The organism is Sphingobium yanoikuyae (assembly GCF_013001025.1).
Classification (GTDB): domain Bacteria; phylum Pseudomonadota; class Alphaproteobacteria; order Sphingomonadales; family Sphingomonadaceae; genus Sphingobium; species Sphingobium yanoikuyae_A.
In genome coordinates this window covers 3,724,973-3,741,741 of the sequence record NZ_CP053021.1, presented here as the reverse complement: position 1 = coordinate 3,741,741, position 16,769 = coordinate 3,724,973, and the positions used below count along the sequence as shown (strand labels likewise).

Here is a 16,769-nt window from a genome sequence, read left to right as displayed (position 1 = left end):
TGGCACATTCGGGGGGCAACGATCATAGCAAGGGATGCCTTCTTCATGACCGACAAGGATATTCTGGAAACCCGCACCGGTATTCGCGTCCAGGTGCGTCCGGCGCAGGATGGCGATGCCAAGGCGCTGGCCCATTTCTTTTCGGCCGTGTCCGATGATGATCGCCGCTTCCGCTTCCTCAGCAGCGCGCCGGGCGTCAGCGCCGGGCAGATTCATGATCTGATCCATGGCGACCCCGACAATTGCGAGACCTTCCTGGCGACCGACGAGAAGGGGGCCATACTGGCCGCCGCGACCCTGGCCGCCGATCCCGACCGGACCCGCGCCGAAGTCGCGATTTCGGTGCGCGCCGACCATCGCGGCAAGGGCGTGGGCTGGAGCATGCTGCGCCACGCCACCGACCGCGCGCAGGAAATGGGCGTCGGTCTGCTCCAGGCGATCGAGAGCCGCGCCAATCATGCCGCGATCGAACTGGAGCGCGAACAGGGCTTTGTTGCGCGCAGCGTCGATGACGAGCCGTCGCTGCTGATCCTGGAAAAGCGTTTCTGATCGCATCGCTGGTGAAATGATGAAGGGGCCGGAGCGGCGATCCGCTCCGGCCCCTTCCTTCTGGTCCACCCCCCGGAGGATCAGAAGCGCATGCCGACGCCCACGCCGAACACGAAGGGATCGAGCGATACCTTGACGTTCTGGGTGCCGGCCGCGGCCGTGGTCAGCCGCACCTTGGTGTCGATGTCGATATATTTGACGTCGAGGTTGAGGAAGATCTTGTCGTTGAGGTCGATGTCGACGCCGACCTGGCCGGCCCAGCCGAAGCTGTCGGACATATGAACCTTGGTCTTGCCGACCGCATCCTCCAGCCCGCTCGACGCATCCTCGTTGTAGAACAGCGTATAATTGACGCCGGCACCGATATAGGGGCGGACATGGCCCTCGACGATCGGGTGATATTGCATCGTCAGCGTCGGCGGCAGCACCCAGGTGGAGGCCAGCTTGCCGATCCCGCCGGTGGTGCCGCTGCGGCCACTGGCGCTATGCTTGGTGGTCGCGGCGATCAGTTCGAAACCGATATGGTCGGTCGCCATGTAGGTGACGTCGACTTCGGGCGCGATGCCGTTGTTCACCGACACCTTCTCGCCAGGGAAGCCGGGCAGGATGCTGCCGCTCTTTTCGGTGGGGGCGACCATGATGCCGCGCACGCGCACCAGCACGTCGCCCTGCTTGGCCTGGGCCGGGGCAGCGACCAGCGCCGTGCCCATGGCGCCCATCGCGGCGACAATCATCATCTTTTTCAAGTGCATGTCTTTTCTCCATCCCTGATCGTGGGTCAGTGATGGCGCTCTGCTCCCGATCGGAGCGGCCTTCCTTGATGCGGCGCAATCGGCGATTTGATCCTGCGCAATGTTCGGCATCGGGCACCATGGCAGGCGGGACGCCATGTTCCGCTATCATCCCGACCTGCTCGCCGCGCCGGTGCCGCGCTACACCAGCTATCCGACCGCTGCCCAGTTCGGCGAGGATGTCGGCGCGGCCGACATGGCGCAGCGGCTGGACGCGATGTCGGCGGACGCGCGCCTGTCGCTCTATGTCCATATCCCCTATTGCCATGACATTTGCTGGTATTGCGGGTGTAATACCGGGGCGGCGACCCGGCCCCGCCGCCTGTCCGCCTATGTCGATGCGCTGGAGCGGGAAATGGCGCTGGTCTCGGCGCGGCTGGGCGGGCGTGGCCGCGTCACCCATGTCGCCTTTGGCGGCGGCAGTCCCAATTCCCTGCCGCTGATCGACTGGGTCCGGCTCAATCATCAGTTGCTGCTCTGCTTCGACGCCAGCGCGGCGGCGATGTCGGTGGAGCTGGACCCGCGCCGGATCGACCGGGCCTGGATCGACGCCATGGCCAAGGTTGGGGTGACCCGCGTCAATCTGGGGGTGCAGACCTTTGCCACCCATGTGCAGCAGCGGATCGGCCGGGTGCAGCCGGCCGAGACGGTGGCGATGGCCGTCGGCGCGCTGGCCCGTGCGCGCATCCAGGTGGGTTTCGACCTGATGTATGGCCTGCCGGGGCAGAGCGAGGCGGATCTGGCGCAGACCCTGGAGGACAGCATTCGCCTGTCCCCCTCGCGCATTGCGCTGTTCGGCTATGCCCATATGCCGCGCCTGCTGCCGCGCCAGCGGCGGATCGACGCGACCGAATTGCCGGGCGTCGAACAGCGCTTTGCGATGGCGAAGCTGGGCCATGCGATGCTGACGACGGCCGGCTATCAGGCGATCGGCTTTGATCATTTCGCGCTGCCCGACGATCCGCTCGCCGTGGCCGCCGCTGCCGGACGGCTGCGCCGCAATTTCCAGGGCTTTACCGAGGATGACAGCGATGCGCTGATCGGCATGGGCGCGAGCGCGATCAGCCAGTTTCCCGACCTGATCGTCCAGAATGAGAAGAATGCCGGCGCCTATCGTGAAGCGCTGTCGAATCATCGGCTGCCCGCCGCCCGTGGGGTGCGGCGCAGTGCCGACGACCAGCGGCGGGGCGCGTTGATCGAACGGCTGCTGTGCGACGGTCGGGCGGCCTGTGGCGACCTTGCCGAACCGGCGCTGCTCGACCGGTTCGAGCGGATCGGCCTGCTCCGGCGGGAGGGGGACGAGTTGCTGCTGCAACCCGGCGCGGCACCCTATGCCCGGTCCATCGCCGCCTGTTTCGATGCCTATCTGCGCCCGGCCGAAACGCGCTTCAGCGTCGCGGTCTGATCGCCGGCCCGGACCTCACCAGGCCGGCGATCGCACGTCGGATCAGAAGCGCACGCCCACGCCCATCCAGACACGGGCCGGGTCGATCAGATAGCCCGCCATGTCATAGTCGAGCCGCTTGTCGAGCAGGTTCTGCACCCCGGCATGGACGGTGAAGGCGGGCGTGATCTTGTAGGATGCGCCCATGTCCACCACCGTATAGTCGGGCGAGACGATATTATTGCCGCTGATCTGCGCCTCGGTCACGGCTTCCTCGCCGCGATAGACGGCGCGCACGAAGGCGGAGAAGCGCTTGTCCGGGCGCCAGTTGAGCGAGGCGCTGGCCTGCTGCTTGGGCGTGTCGTTGAGCGCCGCGCCGATATTGGCGCCGCTCAACTGTTCCGAATCCGTCAGCGTGCCGGTGGCGTTGAGCCGCAGCGTGTGGGTCAGCGGCACGTCGACCGAGACTTCGACGCCGCGTACCCGCGCTTTGTCGACATTGACATAGGTCGTGGGAGGACGGCCGATCGAGCTGAGCGGTTCATCGACACACCAGGCCCCCGCCACTTCGCAGGTCACGCGCGTGATCTTGTCGTTGAAGCGGGTGTCATAGGCAGTGACGCTGGCGTTGAAGCCATTCCGCGAGAAGAGCAGGGCAGCCTCGATCGTGCGGGAGGTTTCGGCTTCTAGGTCGGGATTGCCATAGATGGTGCCGCCACGGCTGGTCTGGCCCCAGTCGGGAATCGTCTGGCGCAGGCTCGGCGCGCGGAAGCCCTGCGAATAACCGCCCTTCAGCGTCAGGGACGGGGTGATGTTCCACACCGCATAGACGCGCGGGGTCCAGTGGACGCCATATTGTTCGTCATGGTCCATGCGGATGCCGCCGGTCAGCGCCAGCCCGTCGAGCAGCTTCAGCTCATTTTCGGCAAACAGCGCCCAGCTGGTACGGGTGGTGCCGGTGGTGGTCGATCCCGACAAGAGGTTGCCGGTCAGGTCGGACAGATCCTCATAGCGATAGAAACCGCCGACGGTCAGCGTGTTGGACGGCAGCGGGATGACCCACAGGCTCTGGCCGACGGTGTTCTTGATCCGCTTCTGCGCCTCGACATGTTCGGCATCCTCATATTGCAGATAGGATTCGGAACTGGCGAAGCCCCACTGGCCGCTATGGCTGATCGATGCGACCTTGCGCTTCTGGGTCTGGGTGGTTTCGGTGCCGAGCGGCGCGGTCGCCGACGTCTCGGTCGTCTCGCCGGTAACCTCGATCACCTTCTGCCGATAATAGCCGCCCTCCAGCAGGATCTGGTGGTTGGCGCTGAGGTTGAAGCCCAGCTTGCCGGCCAGGCTGTCATCATGCCGCTCGGGCGTGCCGCCGATTTCCGTGTCGCCCTCGCGCCGGTTCATAGATCCCTGCAGTTGCAGGCCGATGCCGTTGGTCACCGGGCCGGACAGATAGAAATTGCCGTCGGTATAATTGCCGAAATTGTCCGCCAGCTGCATCGTGCCGTTGACGCGCGCGCTGCCGCGCCAATGGTCGCTGATCCGGCGGGTGATGATGTTGACGACGCCGCCCATCGCGTCCGATCCGTAGAGCGAGGACATGGGGCCACGCACCACCTCGATCCGCTCGATCGCTTCGAGCGGCGGCAGCAGGCCACCTTCGCTGACATTGCCGCCATTGGTGCGGGATTCGCGCGACGACAGCCGCTTACCGTCGACCAGGATCAGCGTATATTGCGGCGCCATGCCGCGGATCGAGATGTCGCGGCTATTGCCTTCGCCCGGCGTGACGGTGACGCCGGGGATTTCCATCAGCGCATCGGTCACTTCGCGATAGGGCATGGCGTCCAGCGTCTCGCGGGTGATGACGCTGATCGAGGCCGGCGCGTCGCGGACCTCCTGTTCGCGGCCGGCGGCGGTGACGACGATCTGGTTGGAATCCTGGTCGGCCTCGGCCGCCAGCGCCTGCTGTGCGCTGGTCAGCGCGACAAGGGCCGCGGTCGCCCGCAGCAAATGGATGGATGGCATGGAAATCCCCTGTTCTGGCTAGACGGGCACCCGCCAGCCACCCGGCCGGACGGGTGCCGGAAATCAGTGGTGCGGGCCGGGCCCGATCGGTGGAACGAATATCATGGCGGGTTCATTTGCGATCGATTGTCAATTGCAAGTGGCCGTTGCCAGAAGCGCGGGGCGGCGCCAAATATCGATATCGGATAAGGCTTATGCGGCCTTGCTATGGGGCAGGGCTGCGTCGCTGCCGCAATGGTCGGCGAACATGTCGCACAGCCAGGCGATGGCCGGATCGCGATGCGACCGTTCGTTCCATAGCAGCCGATAGCCGAAGGTGCCGACCAGGTCCGGCGCGGGCAGGCAGGCCAGGTCATGGGTCCGGGCGATTGCCTCGGCCGCGCGCGTCGGCAGCGTCATCAGCGCGTCCGATCCCCGGATCATGTGCGGTGCCGCCTGGAAATAGGGCAGGCGGGCGATCACCCGCCGGCGCGGCGCCAGATCGCCCAGGCGCAGTTCGATCCGGTCGAAGCCGCTGTCGCTGACGACGAAGCTGATATGCGGGCAGGACAGGAAATCCTCGACCGACAGGGACCGGTCGGTCGGATGCGCCGCCAGCTTGTGATGGCGATCGACGACGCAGCTGAACGTTTCGGTGAACAGGAAACGCTCATAGGTCTGAGCCGGATCGGGATCGAGTCCGCTGATGATGAGGTCGATCTCGCCCGCGGTCAGCCGCGCCACCATGTCGCCGGTCAAAGGCACGATGTCGATCGCCGCCAATGGTGCCGCGCGGCCGATATGCGGCAGGGTCGGCGCGACCACGGCGGCGACGCCGAAATCGGTTGATGCGACGCGGAATCGGCGATCGAGCGTCGCTGGATCGAAACGGGGCGGCTCCAGCAGGCCGGCGGTTGTCGCCAGCCAGTCCTGCAAGGACGGCGCCAGTTCCTCGGCCCGCCGGGTCAGTTCCATGCCGCCGGCGGTCCGCACCAGCAGCGGATCGCCAAGCAGGCTGCGCAACTGCGCCAGCGACCGGCTGACCGATGGTTGGCTGACGCCCAGTTGCTGGGCGGTGCGCGTGACGCTTTTCGTGCGCAGCAACAGGCCCAGTATCACCAGGCTGTTGAGATCGAAATGCACGCCGCCAAGCAAGAGAGACCGGTCCGTTCCTTAAGGATAATGCGGACCATTCTTAACTTCAGGGGTGATCAGGGTCCAGTCCCGTTGCATTTCCGGACTGTTGCGCGGCGCGATCGGTGCCGATTGACAGGCCCCTTCCTCCGGATTTATGAAATAACCTGTATCACATCTTCGTCGATCAAAAGCCTGTGCGCCTGCAATCATTGTGTCCGGGACAACAGCTGCGACGATGATGAAAGGGATGGGCGCCGTCTGTGCGGCGCTCGACGCCGTGACGGTCGATCCAGCATATAAGGGCCGCGCGGTCTGGATGGGAGGATGCCATGACACGCCGTTTCCGGACGTTGCTTTTCTGCGCCTGCGCGACTCTGCCCACCCTGCCGATCGAGGCCCAGGCGCAGGATAAGGCTCAGGACAGGGCCAGCGTGACCCAGGACATCATCGTCACCGCTCGCCGGACCGAGGAACGGCTGCAGGACGTGCCGATCTCGATCACCGTGTTCAATCAGGAAGAACTGGCCAACCGCAATGTCGTCAATGCGCAGGATCTGGCCGCCTATACCCCCTCGCTGTCCGCCAATGGCAATTTCGGCAGCGAGAATAGCAGTTTCGCCATCCGCGGCTTTGCCCAGGATATCGGCACCGCGCCCTCGGTCGGCGTCTATTTCGCTGATGTGGTCGCGCCGCGCGGCGCCTCCAACGGCCTGCCTTCGGGCGATGGTGCCGGGCCGGGCGCCTTTTTCGACCTTCAGAATGTCCAGATATTGAAAGGACCGCAGGGCACCCTGTTCGGTCGCAACACCACCGGTGGCGCGATCCTGCTGGTGCCGCAGAAGCCGACCGACGAATTTTCCGGCTATGTCGAAGGATCGGTCGGCAATTATGACATGTGGCGCGGCCAGGCGGTGGTCAACGCGCCGCTCGGCGATCGCGCGCGGATGCGCATCGGCGTCGACCGGCAGAAGCGCGACGGCTATATGCGCAACGGCAGCGGCATCGGCCCCGATCGGTTCGGCGATGTCGATTATATCGCGCTGCGCGCCAGCCTGGTCGTCGATCTGACCCCCGATCTCGAAAACTACACCATCCTCTCTTACAGCGATTCCAGCAATAATGGCCCGATCCAGAAGCTGGTCGCGGCCGCGCCGGAGGGGCTGGGTCAGCTCGCCTATGGCCAGTTGCTGCGCCAGGGTAGCGGTTTCTATGACGTCATGCAGTCACTGGAGGATCCCTATTCCAGGACCGAGCAGTGGCAACTGATCAACACCACCAGCTGGCAGGCGAGCGACACGCTGACGGTCAAGAATATCGTCAGCTACGCCCAGTTGAAGCAGCGCATGAATGCGCCGCTGTTCGGCACCGATTTCGTCGTCGATTTCGCCGCGATCAATCCCTTCCTCGCCGCGCTGGGCAGCTATCATCTGCCCTTCACCACGGTGATGTCGATACCGGGCGGCTATACCGCCAACCAGTCGACCTTTACCGAGGAACTGCAAGTGCAGGGGCGCTCGGGCGATGGCCGGCTCAATTGGCAGGCGGGCGCCTATCTGGAGGTCAGCGAACCGCTGGGCATGAGCGGCAGCCAGTCGCCCTTCCTGGCGTCCTGCACCGATTCCGCCACCCTGCAATGCACCGATCCGATGGGCTTCCTGTCCAATCTTGATCCGACCATCCCGGATATCGCCAAGCCGATTCATGCCGGCACCGTCAATTACACGGCGGGGCGCACCAATTTCCACAATGTCGGCCTTTATGCGCAGGCGACCTATGCGCTGACCGATCAGCTGAAACTGACCGGTGGTTTCCGCTACACCTGGGATCATTCGCGCAATGTCAGCGACCAGCGCACCTATATCGTCGCCTATCCGCCGCAATATGGCGCCTTCAATCCGGCCGCACCCTATCGCTGCACCAATCCGCAGGCGGCGGCGACCAATTGCGTGTCGCATTATTACCAGTCGTCGGAAAAGCCGACCTGGCTGGTCGACCTGGATTACAACCCGACCCAGGACATATTGCTCTACGCCAAATATGCGCGCGGCTATCGCGCCGGCACGATCGTCCCCAATATCACCGCGCCGCTCAACATCGTCGAGCCGGAAAAGGTGGACAGCTATGAGCTGGGCCTCAAGACCAGCTTTGGCGGGGCGCTGCGCGGCACCTTCAACCTGGCCGGTTTCTATAATGATTTTTCCAACCAGCAATTGCAGGTCGGCTTCAATGCGCGGCCGCTGTCGGGGCAGGCGTCCACCGCCGCGCCGGTCAATGCCGGCAAGTCGGAGATATGGGGGCTGGAGGCCGATGCCTCGCTCACCCCGTTCCAGGGACTGGTGCTGACCGGCGGCTACAGCTATTTGCGCACCAAGATCAAATCGGTGCCCGATTTCTCCAGCTTCAACGACCCCAATTATATCCTGGCCGCGCCGTTCCAGCCCGGCGATCCCGAAGTGCTGTCGCCGCGCCACAAGGTCACGGTCAGCGGCACCTACACCCTGCCGCTGGACGAGGAGAAGATCGGCCGCATCTCCTTCGGCGCGACCTTCACCCATCGGTCATCGATGCTGGTCAACTATACCGACCGCACCAATCCCGATCCGTCGATCGCCGCGCTCAGCACGCTGGCGCCGCTCGATCTGCTGAACCTCAACGCCAGCTGGAACAATATCGCCGGCGCCCCCATCGACCTCAGCCTGTTCATGACCAATGTGACCAAGGAAAAATATTACAGCTTCATCGCCGGGCTGGGCTCGCCCAGCGTCAATTTCGAGACGGCGACGCTGGGCGAGCCGCAAATGTATGGCGCGCGCCTGCGCTTCCGCTTCGGCGGATAAACGGGCGCCGACGACCGCGAAAATTGATCCATGTCTAGGACGGCGCTTCCGGCGGCTGATAGGTTGCATGGCAATCAAGCGGAGTCGGTTCGATGGACGTGATCACGGATGCTGCCTATCTGTTTCGCCGGTCGCGCGACGAGACGCGCAAAGCCGACGAAGCCCGTGCGCGCGGCGACGCGGTGTGCGTGATTGCTGCGCACAATGAACTGGCGCTGCGCTACAAGGTTCGCGCCCTGTCGCTGTCCAGCGGCGCGGTCCCCTGCATCGACGCGACCGGGCGACGATCGGCCTAATCCTTCTCGCCCTGCAGGCTGATGCGGCCGGTTTTCAGCCCCGGCGCGCTGACCTGTAGCGTGATTGCGCCCGGCTTGCCGGTGCCGCGCAGGAAGGCGACCGCCTTGCCGCCCACCGCCGCCCGCTGTGGTGAGGAAAAGGCGGTATGGTCGGTGACGCTGCCATTGTCGAAGGCGACGACGCGGCCCGGCCCCGATACCGTCGCGCTCAGCAGCGGCGTGGCGCCGGGCACCAGCACGCCCTTCGCGTCCACCACCTCGGCCCGCACCGCGACGACATCGTCGAAACCGCCGCCGACCTCCTTGGCCTCCGGCACCAGCCGGATCGCGGCGGGGGCGCCAGCGCTGCGCAGCATGTCCTCCGCCACCTTTGCGCCGCCGCGATAGCCGACCGCGCGCAACTCGCCCGGCGCATAGTCGACGTCCCATGTGATCGCGCTGTCGTCCGCGTTGCGCGGCTTGCGCCCCAGCGACCGGCCGTTGAGGAACAGCTCGACCGCGTCGCTATTGCTATAGACCTCGACCTTTTCCTTGTGCGCGGCGCGATTGTCGGGCGACCAGTCGGCCAGCGCGCCCGGCCCCTTGGGCTGGGGCAGGGCGATGCCGACCATGGTCGGCATCTCGCTGATGTCGATCACTTCGGTCACGCGCCGGGCCAGCTTCACGACCGGTTTTTCCGACCACCAGCTCGCCCGTTCCCAGCCGATCGGCTTCACCCCGTCGACCCGGTCGACCAGACCGGACGGGTTGCTGATCGCCGGCCAGCCGGCCCGGTCCGCCTCGCCCAGATAGTCGACGCCGGTCCACAGGAACATGCCGGCATAGGCCGGGTCGTCCCGCACCACGAGCCAGCTTGACCGGTTCTTGCTGTTCTCCGTGCCGATGATCTTGCGGCTGGGCTTGTCGGCATGCGCCTTGGCCAGTTCATTCTCGCGATAATTCTGGCCCACCACGTCCAGCAGGTCGGCGGTGCCATTGTCATAATCATGGGTGGTGTTGGGGCGGAACAGCGCCATCGTCATCGGCCGGGTCGGATCCTCGGCATGGAAGATGTCCTGCAACCGGGTGATGATCGACTGCGCCACCAGCGGATAGGGCGTATCGTGAATCTCGTTGCCGATCGACCAGATGACGATGCTGGGATGGTTGCGATCGCGCCGCACGAAATCGCGCGCGTCGATCGACGACCAGTCGGTGAAATAGAGATGATAATCCTGCGGATTCTTCGCCACCGTCCACATGTCGAAGCCCTCGTTCATGACGATCAGGCCAAGCCGGTCGCACAGGTCGAGAAATTCGGGCGAGAAGGGATGATGGGCGGTGCGCACCGCATTGACGCCCAGCGCCATCAGCCCCTTGAGCCGGCGTTCATAGACGGCGAGCGGCACCGCCATGCCGAACGGCCCGCCATCGGCATGGATCGCCACGCCCTTCAGCTTGATGTTGCGGCCATTCAGCCAGAAACCGCTCGCCGCCTCGAATCTGGCATCACGAATGCCGAAGGGGACGCGTTCCTCATAGAGCAGCCGCCCGTCGGTCGCGCGGACGCGCAGCAGCGCCTGATGCATCGCCGGGTCGCCAATGTCCCAGCGGCGCGGATCGGCCAGGGTGCCGCTGACATCCATCTGGGTCGCGCGCCCGGCGGGCAGGCTGATGCTCTGGCCGGTGAAGGTCGCGAGGCTGCGGCCGTCCGGCCCCTCGATCACCGCCTCCAGCCGCGCCTCGACCGGGGCGCTGCCCTGGTTCATCACGCTGCTGCCGATGGCAAGGTCCGCGCTTTTCGCGTCCAGCTTTGCTACCCGCACCGTGCTGCCCCATGTTTCGGCATGGACGTCGCCCAGGGTGAGGATGCGGACATGGCGATAGATGCCGCCGCCCGCATACCAGCGCGAGGCGGGCTGGGCGGAGGTGTCGGCGCGTACCGCCAGCACATTCTCCTGCCCGGCGGGTTTCAGATGCTGGGTGACCTCGTAGCGGAAGCTGGCATAGCCGCTCGGCCGATGGCCGACATGCTGGCCGTTGATCCACACGCCCGACCGTTCCATCACCCCGTCGAATTCGACGAAGACGCGCTGGCCGGCGCTGGCGGGCGGCAGGGTGAAATGCTTGCGATACCAGGCGACGCCGGTGGGCAGGAATCCGCCCGATCCGGTCGCGGGCGCATGTTCGTCGAACGGTCCGGCGATCGCCCAGTCATGCGGCAGGTCGACCGGCTGCCAGCTTGCATCGGCAAAGCCGGGCTGCTCGGCGGTCGCGACATCGCCCTGATGGAAGCGCCAGCCCGCATCGAAATTCTGCGCGCCGGTCGGCTGGGCAAAGGTGGGGGCGGGCAGGGCGATCAATAGCGCCAGCGCCAGGCCGGCGGCACTCCGCCCGATCATCCTGCGCATCCGTGCGTTCCGTCCCGTCGCCATATCGGCCCCCTCTCCAGAATATGTCCACTATGTGGCGCTATGGCGCCCTATGTGGGTATATGGCTACAGGAGTGGCGGGCCGATGCCAAGCGGCTTTGCGGCTCCTGCGGGGGCGGCGGCGACGCGACAGTCAAATCTCCTACGAAGTTCACAGTGTCGTGCGCGGATTCGGACGAAATGCACCGCAAACGCCCCCATGCCGCGCCTGCCACGCGACGGCGACGCGTCGGTTGGGTCATGATGCGGGTCATCCCGACGCGTCGCCGAAGCGACAGTCGGGCGACAGCGAAGCGACAGATTTGCACCGCTGATGCGCGTGAACGCCGGGAGGCATGGAGGGGGCGGGGCCATCCCACAGGATAGATCAGAGAAGGGCCGAGTAGGAAAGCGGGTGACCGGAAGCGACCAGAAGCTGACGTTTCCTACTCCCCTCCCTTCCAGGGAGGGGCCGGGGGTGGGTGCGCCGCGTAGCGGCGGTCTACGGTCGATAGGGCAGAAGCTCGCTGCGCTCGCAACCCACCCCAACCCCTCCCTGGAAGGGAGGGGCTATGTCTTGTTTCCACCCATTTCGGACCTGAAGGGGCTGGTTGAGCCGGGTACTTGTCCTCCTCAGCGCACCTTGAAGCTATATGTGCCGCTGACCGGCTGATGATCGTTGCCCATCACTGTCCATTGAAGATCATAGCTGCCGGTCGGCAGGGCGCGGGGCAGGGTGATGACCAGGCCCTTGCCATCGGCGGCCACGGCGGTGGTGAAGCCCTTGATCGGCATCGGCGGATGATCGGCCATGCCCGGCATGCCGGTCATGGTGAGCGTGATGCTGCTATGATCGGCCTGGAGCGCCTCGGAAAAGCCCAGGGTCAGCCGGGTCGGCTTGGCGACGCTGGCATTGGCGGCGGGACTGGCCGCAACGAGCTGCGGCCTGGCGAAGGCGGCGCCGGGCAGGGCGGTGAGGGCAAAGGCTGCGGCGATCAGGGGCAGGCGGGGCATGGATGTCTCCGGAAAAATGCGCGTCTTGCAGGGGAATACGCATTGTCCTGTCGCATCCCTCACGCGCCGCGCTATTTTGTTCGAGGGATGGGTCGGCCGGATGCGTATCGTCAGGCAGGACATGAAGGACGGAACGATGGACGATCTGGATGACATGCTGGCCGGGCTGCGCGACGCGCCGGCGGCGGCGCGCTTCGACGGGCTGGAGGAGGCGGTGATGCAGGGGCTGGATCGCCGCCGCGAACGCAGCGTCGCGCGGCGCAGCCTGATGCTGGCCGGCGTGATGGCGATCGGCATCGGCTGGATCGGCAGCGCCGTGCCCGCGCAGCCGGCGCAGGCCGCGCCCGGCCCGCTGCTGATCGGCATGTCCGACTATGCGCCCTTCCGCCTGCTGGAGCGATAAGGATGGGCAAACGCTATTGGCTGGTGGCGCTGGTCGCCTTTGCCGCGGCGCTGGCCGCCGTGCTGGTTGCGCGCACCTGGCTCGCACCCGCGCCGCCGGTGGAGAATGAGGTTCATGCCCTGCTCCACGATCGGCTGACCCTGGATGCCGGCCAGAAGCAGCGCATCGCCGATCTGGAAGCCGCCTTCGCGCAGCGCAAGGCCGCGCTCGACGCGGAAATGCGCGCCGACAATCAGCGGCTGGCCGCCGCGATCGCCGCCGAACATGGCTATGGGCCGCGCGTCGCCCAGGCGGTCGACCGGTCGCACCAGGCGATGGGGGAATTGCAGAAGGAAACATTGAAGCACATCTTCGCGATGCGCGGCGTGCTGCGCCCCGATCAGGCCGCGCTGTTCGACGCGGCGGTGGTCAAGGCGCTGACCCAGCCTGTCGGGTGATAGCCGACGATCCTGATGATGCCACGCTGGCGGCGCAGGCGCTGGCCGGGCGGCAGGCCGCCTATGGCGCGCTGATGCGGCGGCACCGCGATGCCGTCTATCGGCTGGCGCGTGGCCATGTCGGCGATGCGGATGCGGCAATGGACATCGTGCAGGAAAGCTTCATCGCCGCCTTTACCTCGCTCGCCCGCTATGATGGGCGCCGGCCCTTTCGCGGCTGGATCGCGCGGATCACGATCAACAAATGCCATGACTGGGCGCGCCGCCGTGCCGTCCGTCGCTTCTTCAGCTTCGCCCGGCCGATCGAGGACGCCGCCCATGTCGCCGACGCGGGGCCCGATCCCGAGCAGGCGGCCCAGTCCCGCGCTGGCGTTGCCCGGATCGAGGCAGCGGTGGCGGCATTGCCGGTGGCGCTGCGCGAGGTGGTTTTGCTGCGCGGGATCGAGGGCATGAGCCAGGCCGAGGTCGCGCAGATATTGGGGGTGAGCGAAAAGGCGGTGGAAACCCGCCTTTACCGTGCCCGCCGGCAATTGCAGGAGATGTTGAGGGAAAGCGACGGCGCGCGCGTATAAGCCCGTATGACCGATCTGCCTTCCCTTCCTCTCGACCGCCGCAGCCTGATCCGGGGCGGCGCGGCGCTTGCACTGGCACAGGCCTTGCCCGGCTGGGCGGCCACCGGCACGCATGGCGCGGCGCAGGGCGCGCTGTCGGGCGAGACGATCGCGCTCAGCATCGGCGATGGGCATTTTGCGACCGGCGGCCGATCGGCCCATGCGATCAGCGTCAATGGCGGCACGCCGGCGCCGCTCATCCGCCTGCGCGAGGGGCAGAGTGTCAACATCGCCGTCACCAACCGGTTGAAGGAGGATAGCTCGATCCACTGGCATGGGCTGATCCTGCCCTTCCAGATGGACGGCGTGCCGGGCATCAGCTTCCCCGGCATCATGCTCGGCGAGACCTTCACCTATCGCTTTCCGGTGCGGCAGGCAGGCACCTACTGGTATCACAGCCATTCGGGCATGCAGGAGGCGATGGGCCTTTACGGGCCGATCATCATCGATCCCGCCGGCGTCGATCCGGTGGCCTATGACCGGGAGCATGTGATCCTGCTCGCCGACTGGAGCCCGGTTCATCCGCACAGGCTGCTGCAAAGGCTGAAGCAGATGGGCGGCTATTACAACATGCAGCGCCAGACGCTGGCCGGGCTGCTGGCGGGGAAGGATCAGGGGCTCAAGGACCGCATCGACTGGGGCGCGATGCGCATGGACCCGACCGATATTTCCGACGTCACCGGCGCCACCTACAGCTATCTGGTGAACGGCATGGGCACGGCCGAAAACTGGACCGGCCTGTTCGCGCCGGGCGAGAGGGTGCGGCTGCGCATCATCAACGCGTCGGCGATGACCAATTTCAATGTTCGCCTGCCCGGCCTGCCGATGACCGTCGTCCAGTGCGACGGGCAGGATGTCCAGCCGGTCGAGACCGACGAGTTCCAGATCGGCATTGCCGAAACCTATGATGTGATCGTCCAGCCCGGCGAGGCGAAGCCCTATGCCCTGATTGCCGAGGCGATCGACCGGTCGGGCCTGGTCCGCGCCACGCTGGCGCCGCAGGTCGGCATGGTCGCCCCCGTGCCGGCCCGGCGCGCCCGGCCGCTGCTGGGCATGAAGGACATGGGCATGGACATGGGCGGCATGGATATGGGCCATGGCGGCGTGATCGACCTCAGCCAGCCGGCCAATGACGCCATGAGCGGGCATAGCATGAAGATGCGCGACAAGTCGGTCGCGCCGGGCGTGAAAATGGGGCCGGGCGTCGCCACCCTGTCGCCGATGCCGGCCGATCGCACCGCTGACCGGCCGACGGGGCTGGAGGATGTCGACCATCGGGTGCTGACCTATGCCGATCTGCGGTCGCTGACGCCGAACACGGACCTGCGCACCCCGACCCGGTCGCTCGACATTCATCTGACCGCGAACATGGAACGATACATGTGGTCGTTCGACGGGGTGAAGCTGTCGGAAGGGGCGGAGCCGATCGCCTTCCGCCATATGGAACGGGTGCGCGTGACCCTGATCAACGACACGATGATGCCGCATCCCATCCATCTGCACGGCCATTTCTTCGAACTGGTGACCGGCGAGGCGGCGCATAATCCGCGCAAGCATACGGTGAATGTGCTGCCGGGCGGCAAGGTCAGCTTCGACCTTACCGCCGATGCGCTGGGTGACTGGGCGTTCCACTGCCATATGCTGATGCACATGCATGCCGGGATGATGCGGGTCGTGACGGTCCGCCATGGGGAGGACGCGGCATGAGGAGGGTCGCGCTTCTGATGCTCGCCGCCGCCGCGCCGGTGCAGGCCCAGACGATGGACCATAGCCAGATGGACCATAGCCAGATGGATCATGGGGCAATGGGTCATGAGATGCCGGCTGCCGACGCCGCCATCCCGCAAGGCACGCCGCCGACAGTGCCGACCGATCATGCCGCCGACGCGCTCTATGACCCCGCTGCCATGGCCCGCGCCCGCGCGGCGATGATCGCGGAAGGGGGCGGCATGACCTATTCGCAATGGATGCTCGATCGGCTGGAATATCGCGCCGGCAAGGGCGCTGATGGCTATGCCTGGGAGGGCGAAGGCTGGATCGGCGGCGACATCAACCGCTTCGCGGTCAAGAGCGAGGGTGAGGGGACGGTCGGCGGATCGCTCGAACGGGCCGAGGTGCAGGCGCTCTACAGCCGGGCGATCGACCCCTGGTTCAACCTGCAGGCGGGCGTGCGGCAGGATTTCGGCGAAGGGCCGGACCGCAGCTATGCGGTGATCGGCATCGACGGCCTGGCGCCTTACTGGTTCGAGGTCGGGGCCGAAGCCTTCCTGTCGACCAGGGGCGACGCCCATCTGCGGCTGGAGGCGAGCTATGACCAGCGCATCACCCAGCGGCTGATCCTGCAGCCCGCTGCCGAGTTCAATCTGGCGGCGCAGGCCGTGCCCGAACTGGGGATCGGCGCCGGCCCGTCCGATATCGAGCTGGGGCTGCGGCTGCGCTACGAGATCGCCCGCGAATTTGCGCCCTATGTCGGCGTCAATTGGGAACGCAAGCTGGGCGATACGGCCGATTATGCCCGTGCCGCCGGCGATAAGCCGTCGGCCACCAGCCTGGTGATCGGCCTGCGCGCCTGGTTCTGAGAGGCGCTTGCAGCCCGCCCGATATTCGATTATCGATCCCGCCGATCCCGCGCCGCACGGCATGGGATCATGATCGCGCCGGTGTCCCGAAAGGGGCTTAATAGGGAATGCGGTGCGGACGGGTGACTGTCCAAATCCGCAGCTGTCCCTGCAACTGTAAGCGGTGAGCGCGATGTACATGTGCGGACGGCAGAATGACCGATCCGCCAGCCACTGGGCCGGACGCTAAATCCTGCGAGGCCTGGGAAGGCCGTGCATCAAGCGATGACCCGTGAGCCAGGAGACCTGCCGGCGTCTGGTCGCTCTTGCCTTGGTCCAGGGGATGGCCGCGGCA

General features: G+C 65.9%; 14 protein-coding genes and 1 riboswitch. Of the genes, 9 read left to right on the top strand and 5 right to left on the bottom strand.

The window, feature by feature from the left end; translation table 11 throughout:
- Window positions 1–45: 45 nt before the first annotated feature.
- Window positions 46–549, top strand: a complete 504-nt coding sequence (locus tag HH800_RS17890; RefSeq protein ID WP_010339656.1) for a GNAT family N-acetyltransferase — start codon at window positions 46–48, stop codon at window positions 547–549.
- 80 nt (window positions 550–629) lie between these two features.
- Here the strand turns inward: HH800_RS17890 and HH800_RS17885 are convergent, their stop codons facing one another.
- A complete protein-coding gene (locus HH800_RS17885; protein ID WP_169861917.1) occupies window positions 630–1,301 on the bottom strand; it encodes an OmpW/AlkL family protein in 672 nt (223 codons plus the stop codon).
- A 136-nt stretch (window positions 1,302–1,437) separates the two neighbouring features.
- On the opposite strand from HH800_RS17885, the gene hemN reads away from it, so the two are divergent.
- Window positions 1,438–2,745, top strand: coding sequence for an oxygen-independent coproporphyrinogen III oxidase (hemN, locus tag HH800_RS17880; RefSeq protein WP_169863368.1), 1,308 nt, complete (start codon window positions 1,438–1,440; stop codon window positions 2,743–2,745).
- Window positions 2,746–2,787: 42 nt separating this feature from the next.
- Here the strand turns inward: hemN and HH800_RS17875 are convergent, their stop codons facing one another.
- Together HH800_RS17875 and HH800_RS17870 are read right to left on the bottom strand one after the other, a co-directional pair.
- Complete coding sequence (locus HH800_RS17875; protein ID WP_169861916.1) at window positions 2,788–4,752, bottom strand: TonB-dependent receptor domain-containing protein; 1,965 nt, start codon at window positions 4,750–4,752, stop codon at window positions 2,788–2,790.
- A gap of 192 nt (window positions 4,753–4,944) precedes the next feature.
- Window positions 4,945–5,874, bottom strand: a complete 930-nt coding sequence (locus HH800_RS17870) for a LysR family transcriptional regulator (protein WP_235681917.1) — start codon at window positions 5,872–5,874, stop codon at window positions 4,945–4,947.
- A gap of 323 nt (window positions 5,875–6,197) precedes the next feature.
- Between HH800_RS17870 and HH800_RS17865 the strand changes: the two genes are divergently transcribed.
- Window positions 6,198–8,705 carry a TonB-dependent receptor gene (locus HH800_RS17865; protein ID WP_169861915.1) on the top strand — a complete coding sequence of 836 codons (2,508 nt, stop codon included), beginning with the start codon at window positions 6,198–6,200 and terminating at the stop codon, window positions 8,703–8,705.
- A gap of 92 nt (window positions 8,706–8,797) precedes the next feature.
- On the top strand, window positions 8,798–9,001 hold the full coding sequence (locus HH800_RS17860) for a hypothetical protein (RefSeq protein WP_010339662.1): 204 nt from the start codon (window positions 8,798–8,800) through the stop codon (window positions 8,999–9,001).
- Here the strand turns inward: HH800_RS17860 and HH800_RS17855 are convergent.
- Window positions 8,998–11,382 (bottom strand): glycoside hydrolase family 2 TIM barrel-domain containing protein, encoded by a 2,385-nt coding sequence (locus tag HH800_RS17855; protein WP_235681916.1) that lies wholly within the window; start codon window positions 11,380–11,382, stop codon window positions 8,998–9,000. The genes HH800_RS17860 and HH800_RS17855 overlap by 4 nt on opposite strands.
- 642 nt (window positions 11,383–12,024) lie before the next feature.
- On the bottom strand, window positions 12,025–12,405 hold the full coding sequence (locus tag HH800_RS17850) for a copper resistance protein CopC (RefSeq protein WP_169861913.1): 381 nt from the start codon (window positions 12,403–12,405) through the stop codon (window positions 12,025–12,027).
- Window positions 12,406–12,505: 100 nt separating this feature from the next.
- Between HH800_RS17850 and HH800_RS17845 the strand changes: the two genes are divergently transcribed.
- The 5 genes from HH800_RS17845 to HH800_RS17825 are packed head-to-tail and all read left to right on the top strand — an operon-like array spanning window position 12,506 to window position 16,435.
- Window positions 12,506–12,808, top strand: a complete 303-nt coding sequence (locus tag HH800_RS17845; RefSeq protein WP_169861912.1) for a hypothetical protein — start codon at window positions 12,506–12,508, stop codon at window positions 12,806–12,808.
- A gap of 2 nt (window positions 12,809–12,810) precedes the next feature.
- Window positions 12,811–13,245: a periplasmic heavy metal sensor gene (locus HH800_RS17840; RefSeq protein WP_037521141.1), complete on the top strand. Its 435-nt coding sequence runs from the start codon at window positions 12,811–12,813 to the stop codon at window positions 13,243–13,245.
- Window positions 13,242–13,817 (top strand): RNA polymerase sigma factor, encoded by a 576-nt coding sequence (locus HH800_RS17835; protein WP_169861911.1) that lies wholly within the window; start codon window positions 13,242–13,244, stop codon window positions 13,815–13,817. The genes HH800_RS17840 and HH800_RS17835 overlap by 4 nt, the downstream gene beginning before the upstream one ends.
- A gap of 6 nt (window positions 13,818–13,823) precedes the next feature.
- Window positions 13,824–15,563, top strand: a complete 1,740-nt coding sequence (locus HH800_RS17830; protein ID WP_169861910.1) for a copper resistance system multicopper oxidase — start codon at window positions 13,824–13,826, stop codon at window positions 15,561–15,563.
- Window positions 15,560–16,435, top strand: coding sequence for a copper resistance protein B (locus tag HH800_RS17825; protein WP_169861909.1), 876 nt, complete (start codon window positions 15,560–15,562; stop codon window positions 16,433–16,435). The genes HH800_RS17830 and HH800_RS17825 overlap by 4 nt, the downstream gene beginning before the upstream one ends.
- A gap of 62 nt (window positions 16,436–16,497) precedes the next feature.
- Window positions 16,498–16,743, top strand: a riboswitch (cobalamin riboswitch).
- Window positions 16,744–16,769: the final 26 nt, after the last annotated feature.

What these genes read in the sequence shown, in the direction of transcription:
- HH800_RS17890 (WP_010339656.1), top strand. Translation starts at nt 46, where the DNA reads ATGACCGACAAGGATATTCTGGAAACCCGCACCGGTATTCGCGTCCAG.
- HH800_RS17885 (WP_169861917.1), bottom strand. Translation starts at nt 1,301, where the DNA reads ATGCACTTGAAAAAGATGATGATTGTCGCCGCGATGGGCGCCATGGGC.
- hemN (WP_169863368.1), top strand. Translation starts at nt 1,438, where the DNA reads ATGTTCCGCTATCATCCCGACCTGCTCGCCGCGCCGGTGCCGCGCTAC.
- HH800_RS17875 (WP_169861916.1), bottom strand. Translation starts at nt 4,752, where the DNA reads ATGCCATCCATCCATTTGCTGCGGGCGACCGCGGCCCTTGTCGCGCTG.
- HH800_RS17865 (WP_169861915.1), top strand. Translation starts at nt 6,198, where the DNA reads ATGACACGCCGTTTCCGGACGTTGCTTTTCTGCGCCTGCGCGACTCTG.
- HH800_RS17860 (WP_010339662.1), top strand. Translation starts at nt 8,798, where the DNA reads ATGGACGTGATCACGGATGCTGCCTATCTGTTTCGCCGGTCGCGCGAC.
- HH800_RS17855 (WP_235681916.1), bottom strand. Translation starts at nt 11,382, where the DNA reads ATGATCGGGCGGAGTGCCGCCGGCCTGGCGCTGGCGCTATTGATCGCC.
- HH800_RS17850 (WP_169861913.1), bottom strand. Translation starts at nt 12,405, where the DNA reads ATGCCCCGCCTGCCCCTGATCGCCGCAGCCTTTGCCCTCACCGCCCTG.
- HH800_RS17845 (WP_169861912.1), top strand. Translation starts at nt 12,506, where the DNA reads ATGCGTATCGTCAGGCAGGACATGAAGGACGGAACGATGGACGATCTG.
- HH800_RS17840 (WP_037521141.1), top strand. Translation starts at nt 12,811, where the DNA reads ATGGGCAAACGCTATTGGCTGGTGGCGCTGGTCGCCTTTGCCGCGGCG.
- HH800_RS17830 (WP_169861910.1), top strand. Translation starts at nt 13,824, where the DNA reads ATGACCGATCTGCCTTCCCTTCCTCTCGACCGCCGCAGCCTGATCCGG.
- HH800_RS17825 (WP_169861909.1), top strand. Translation starts at nt 15,560, where the DNA reads ATGAGGAGGGTCGCGCTTCTGATGCTCGCCGCCGCCGCGCCGGTGCAG.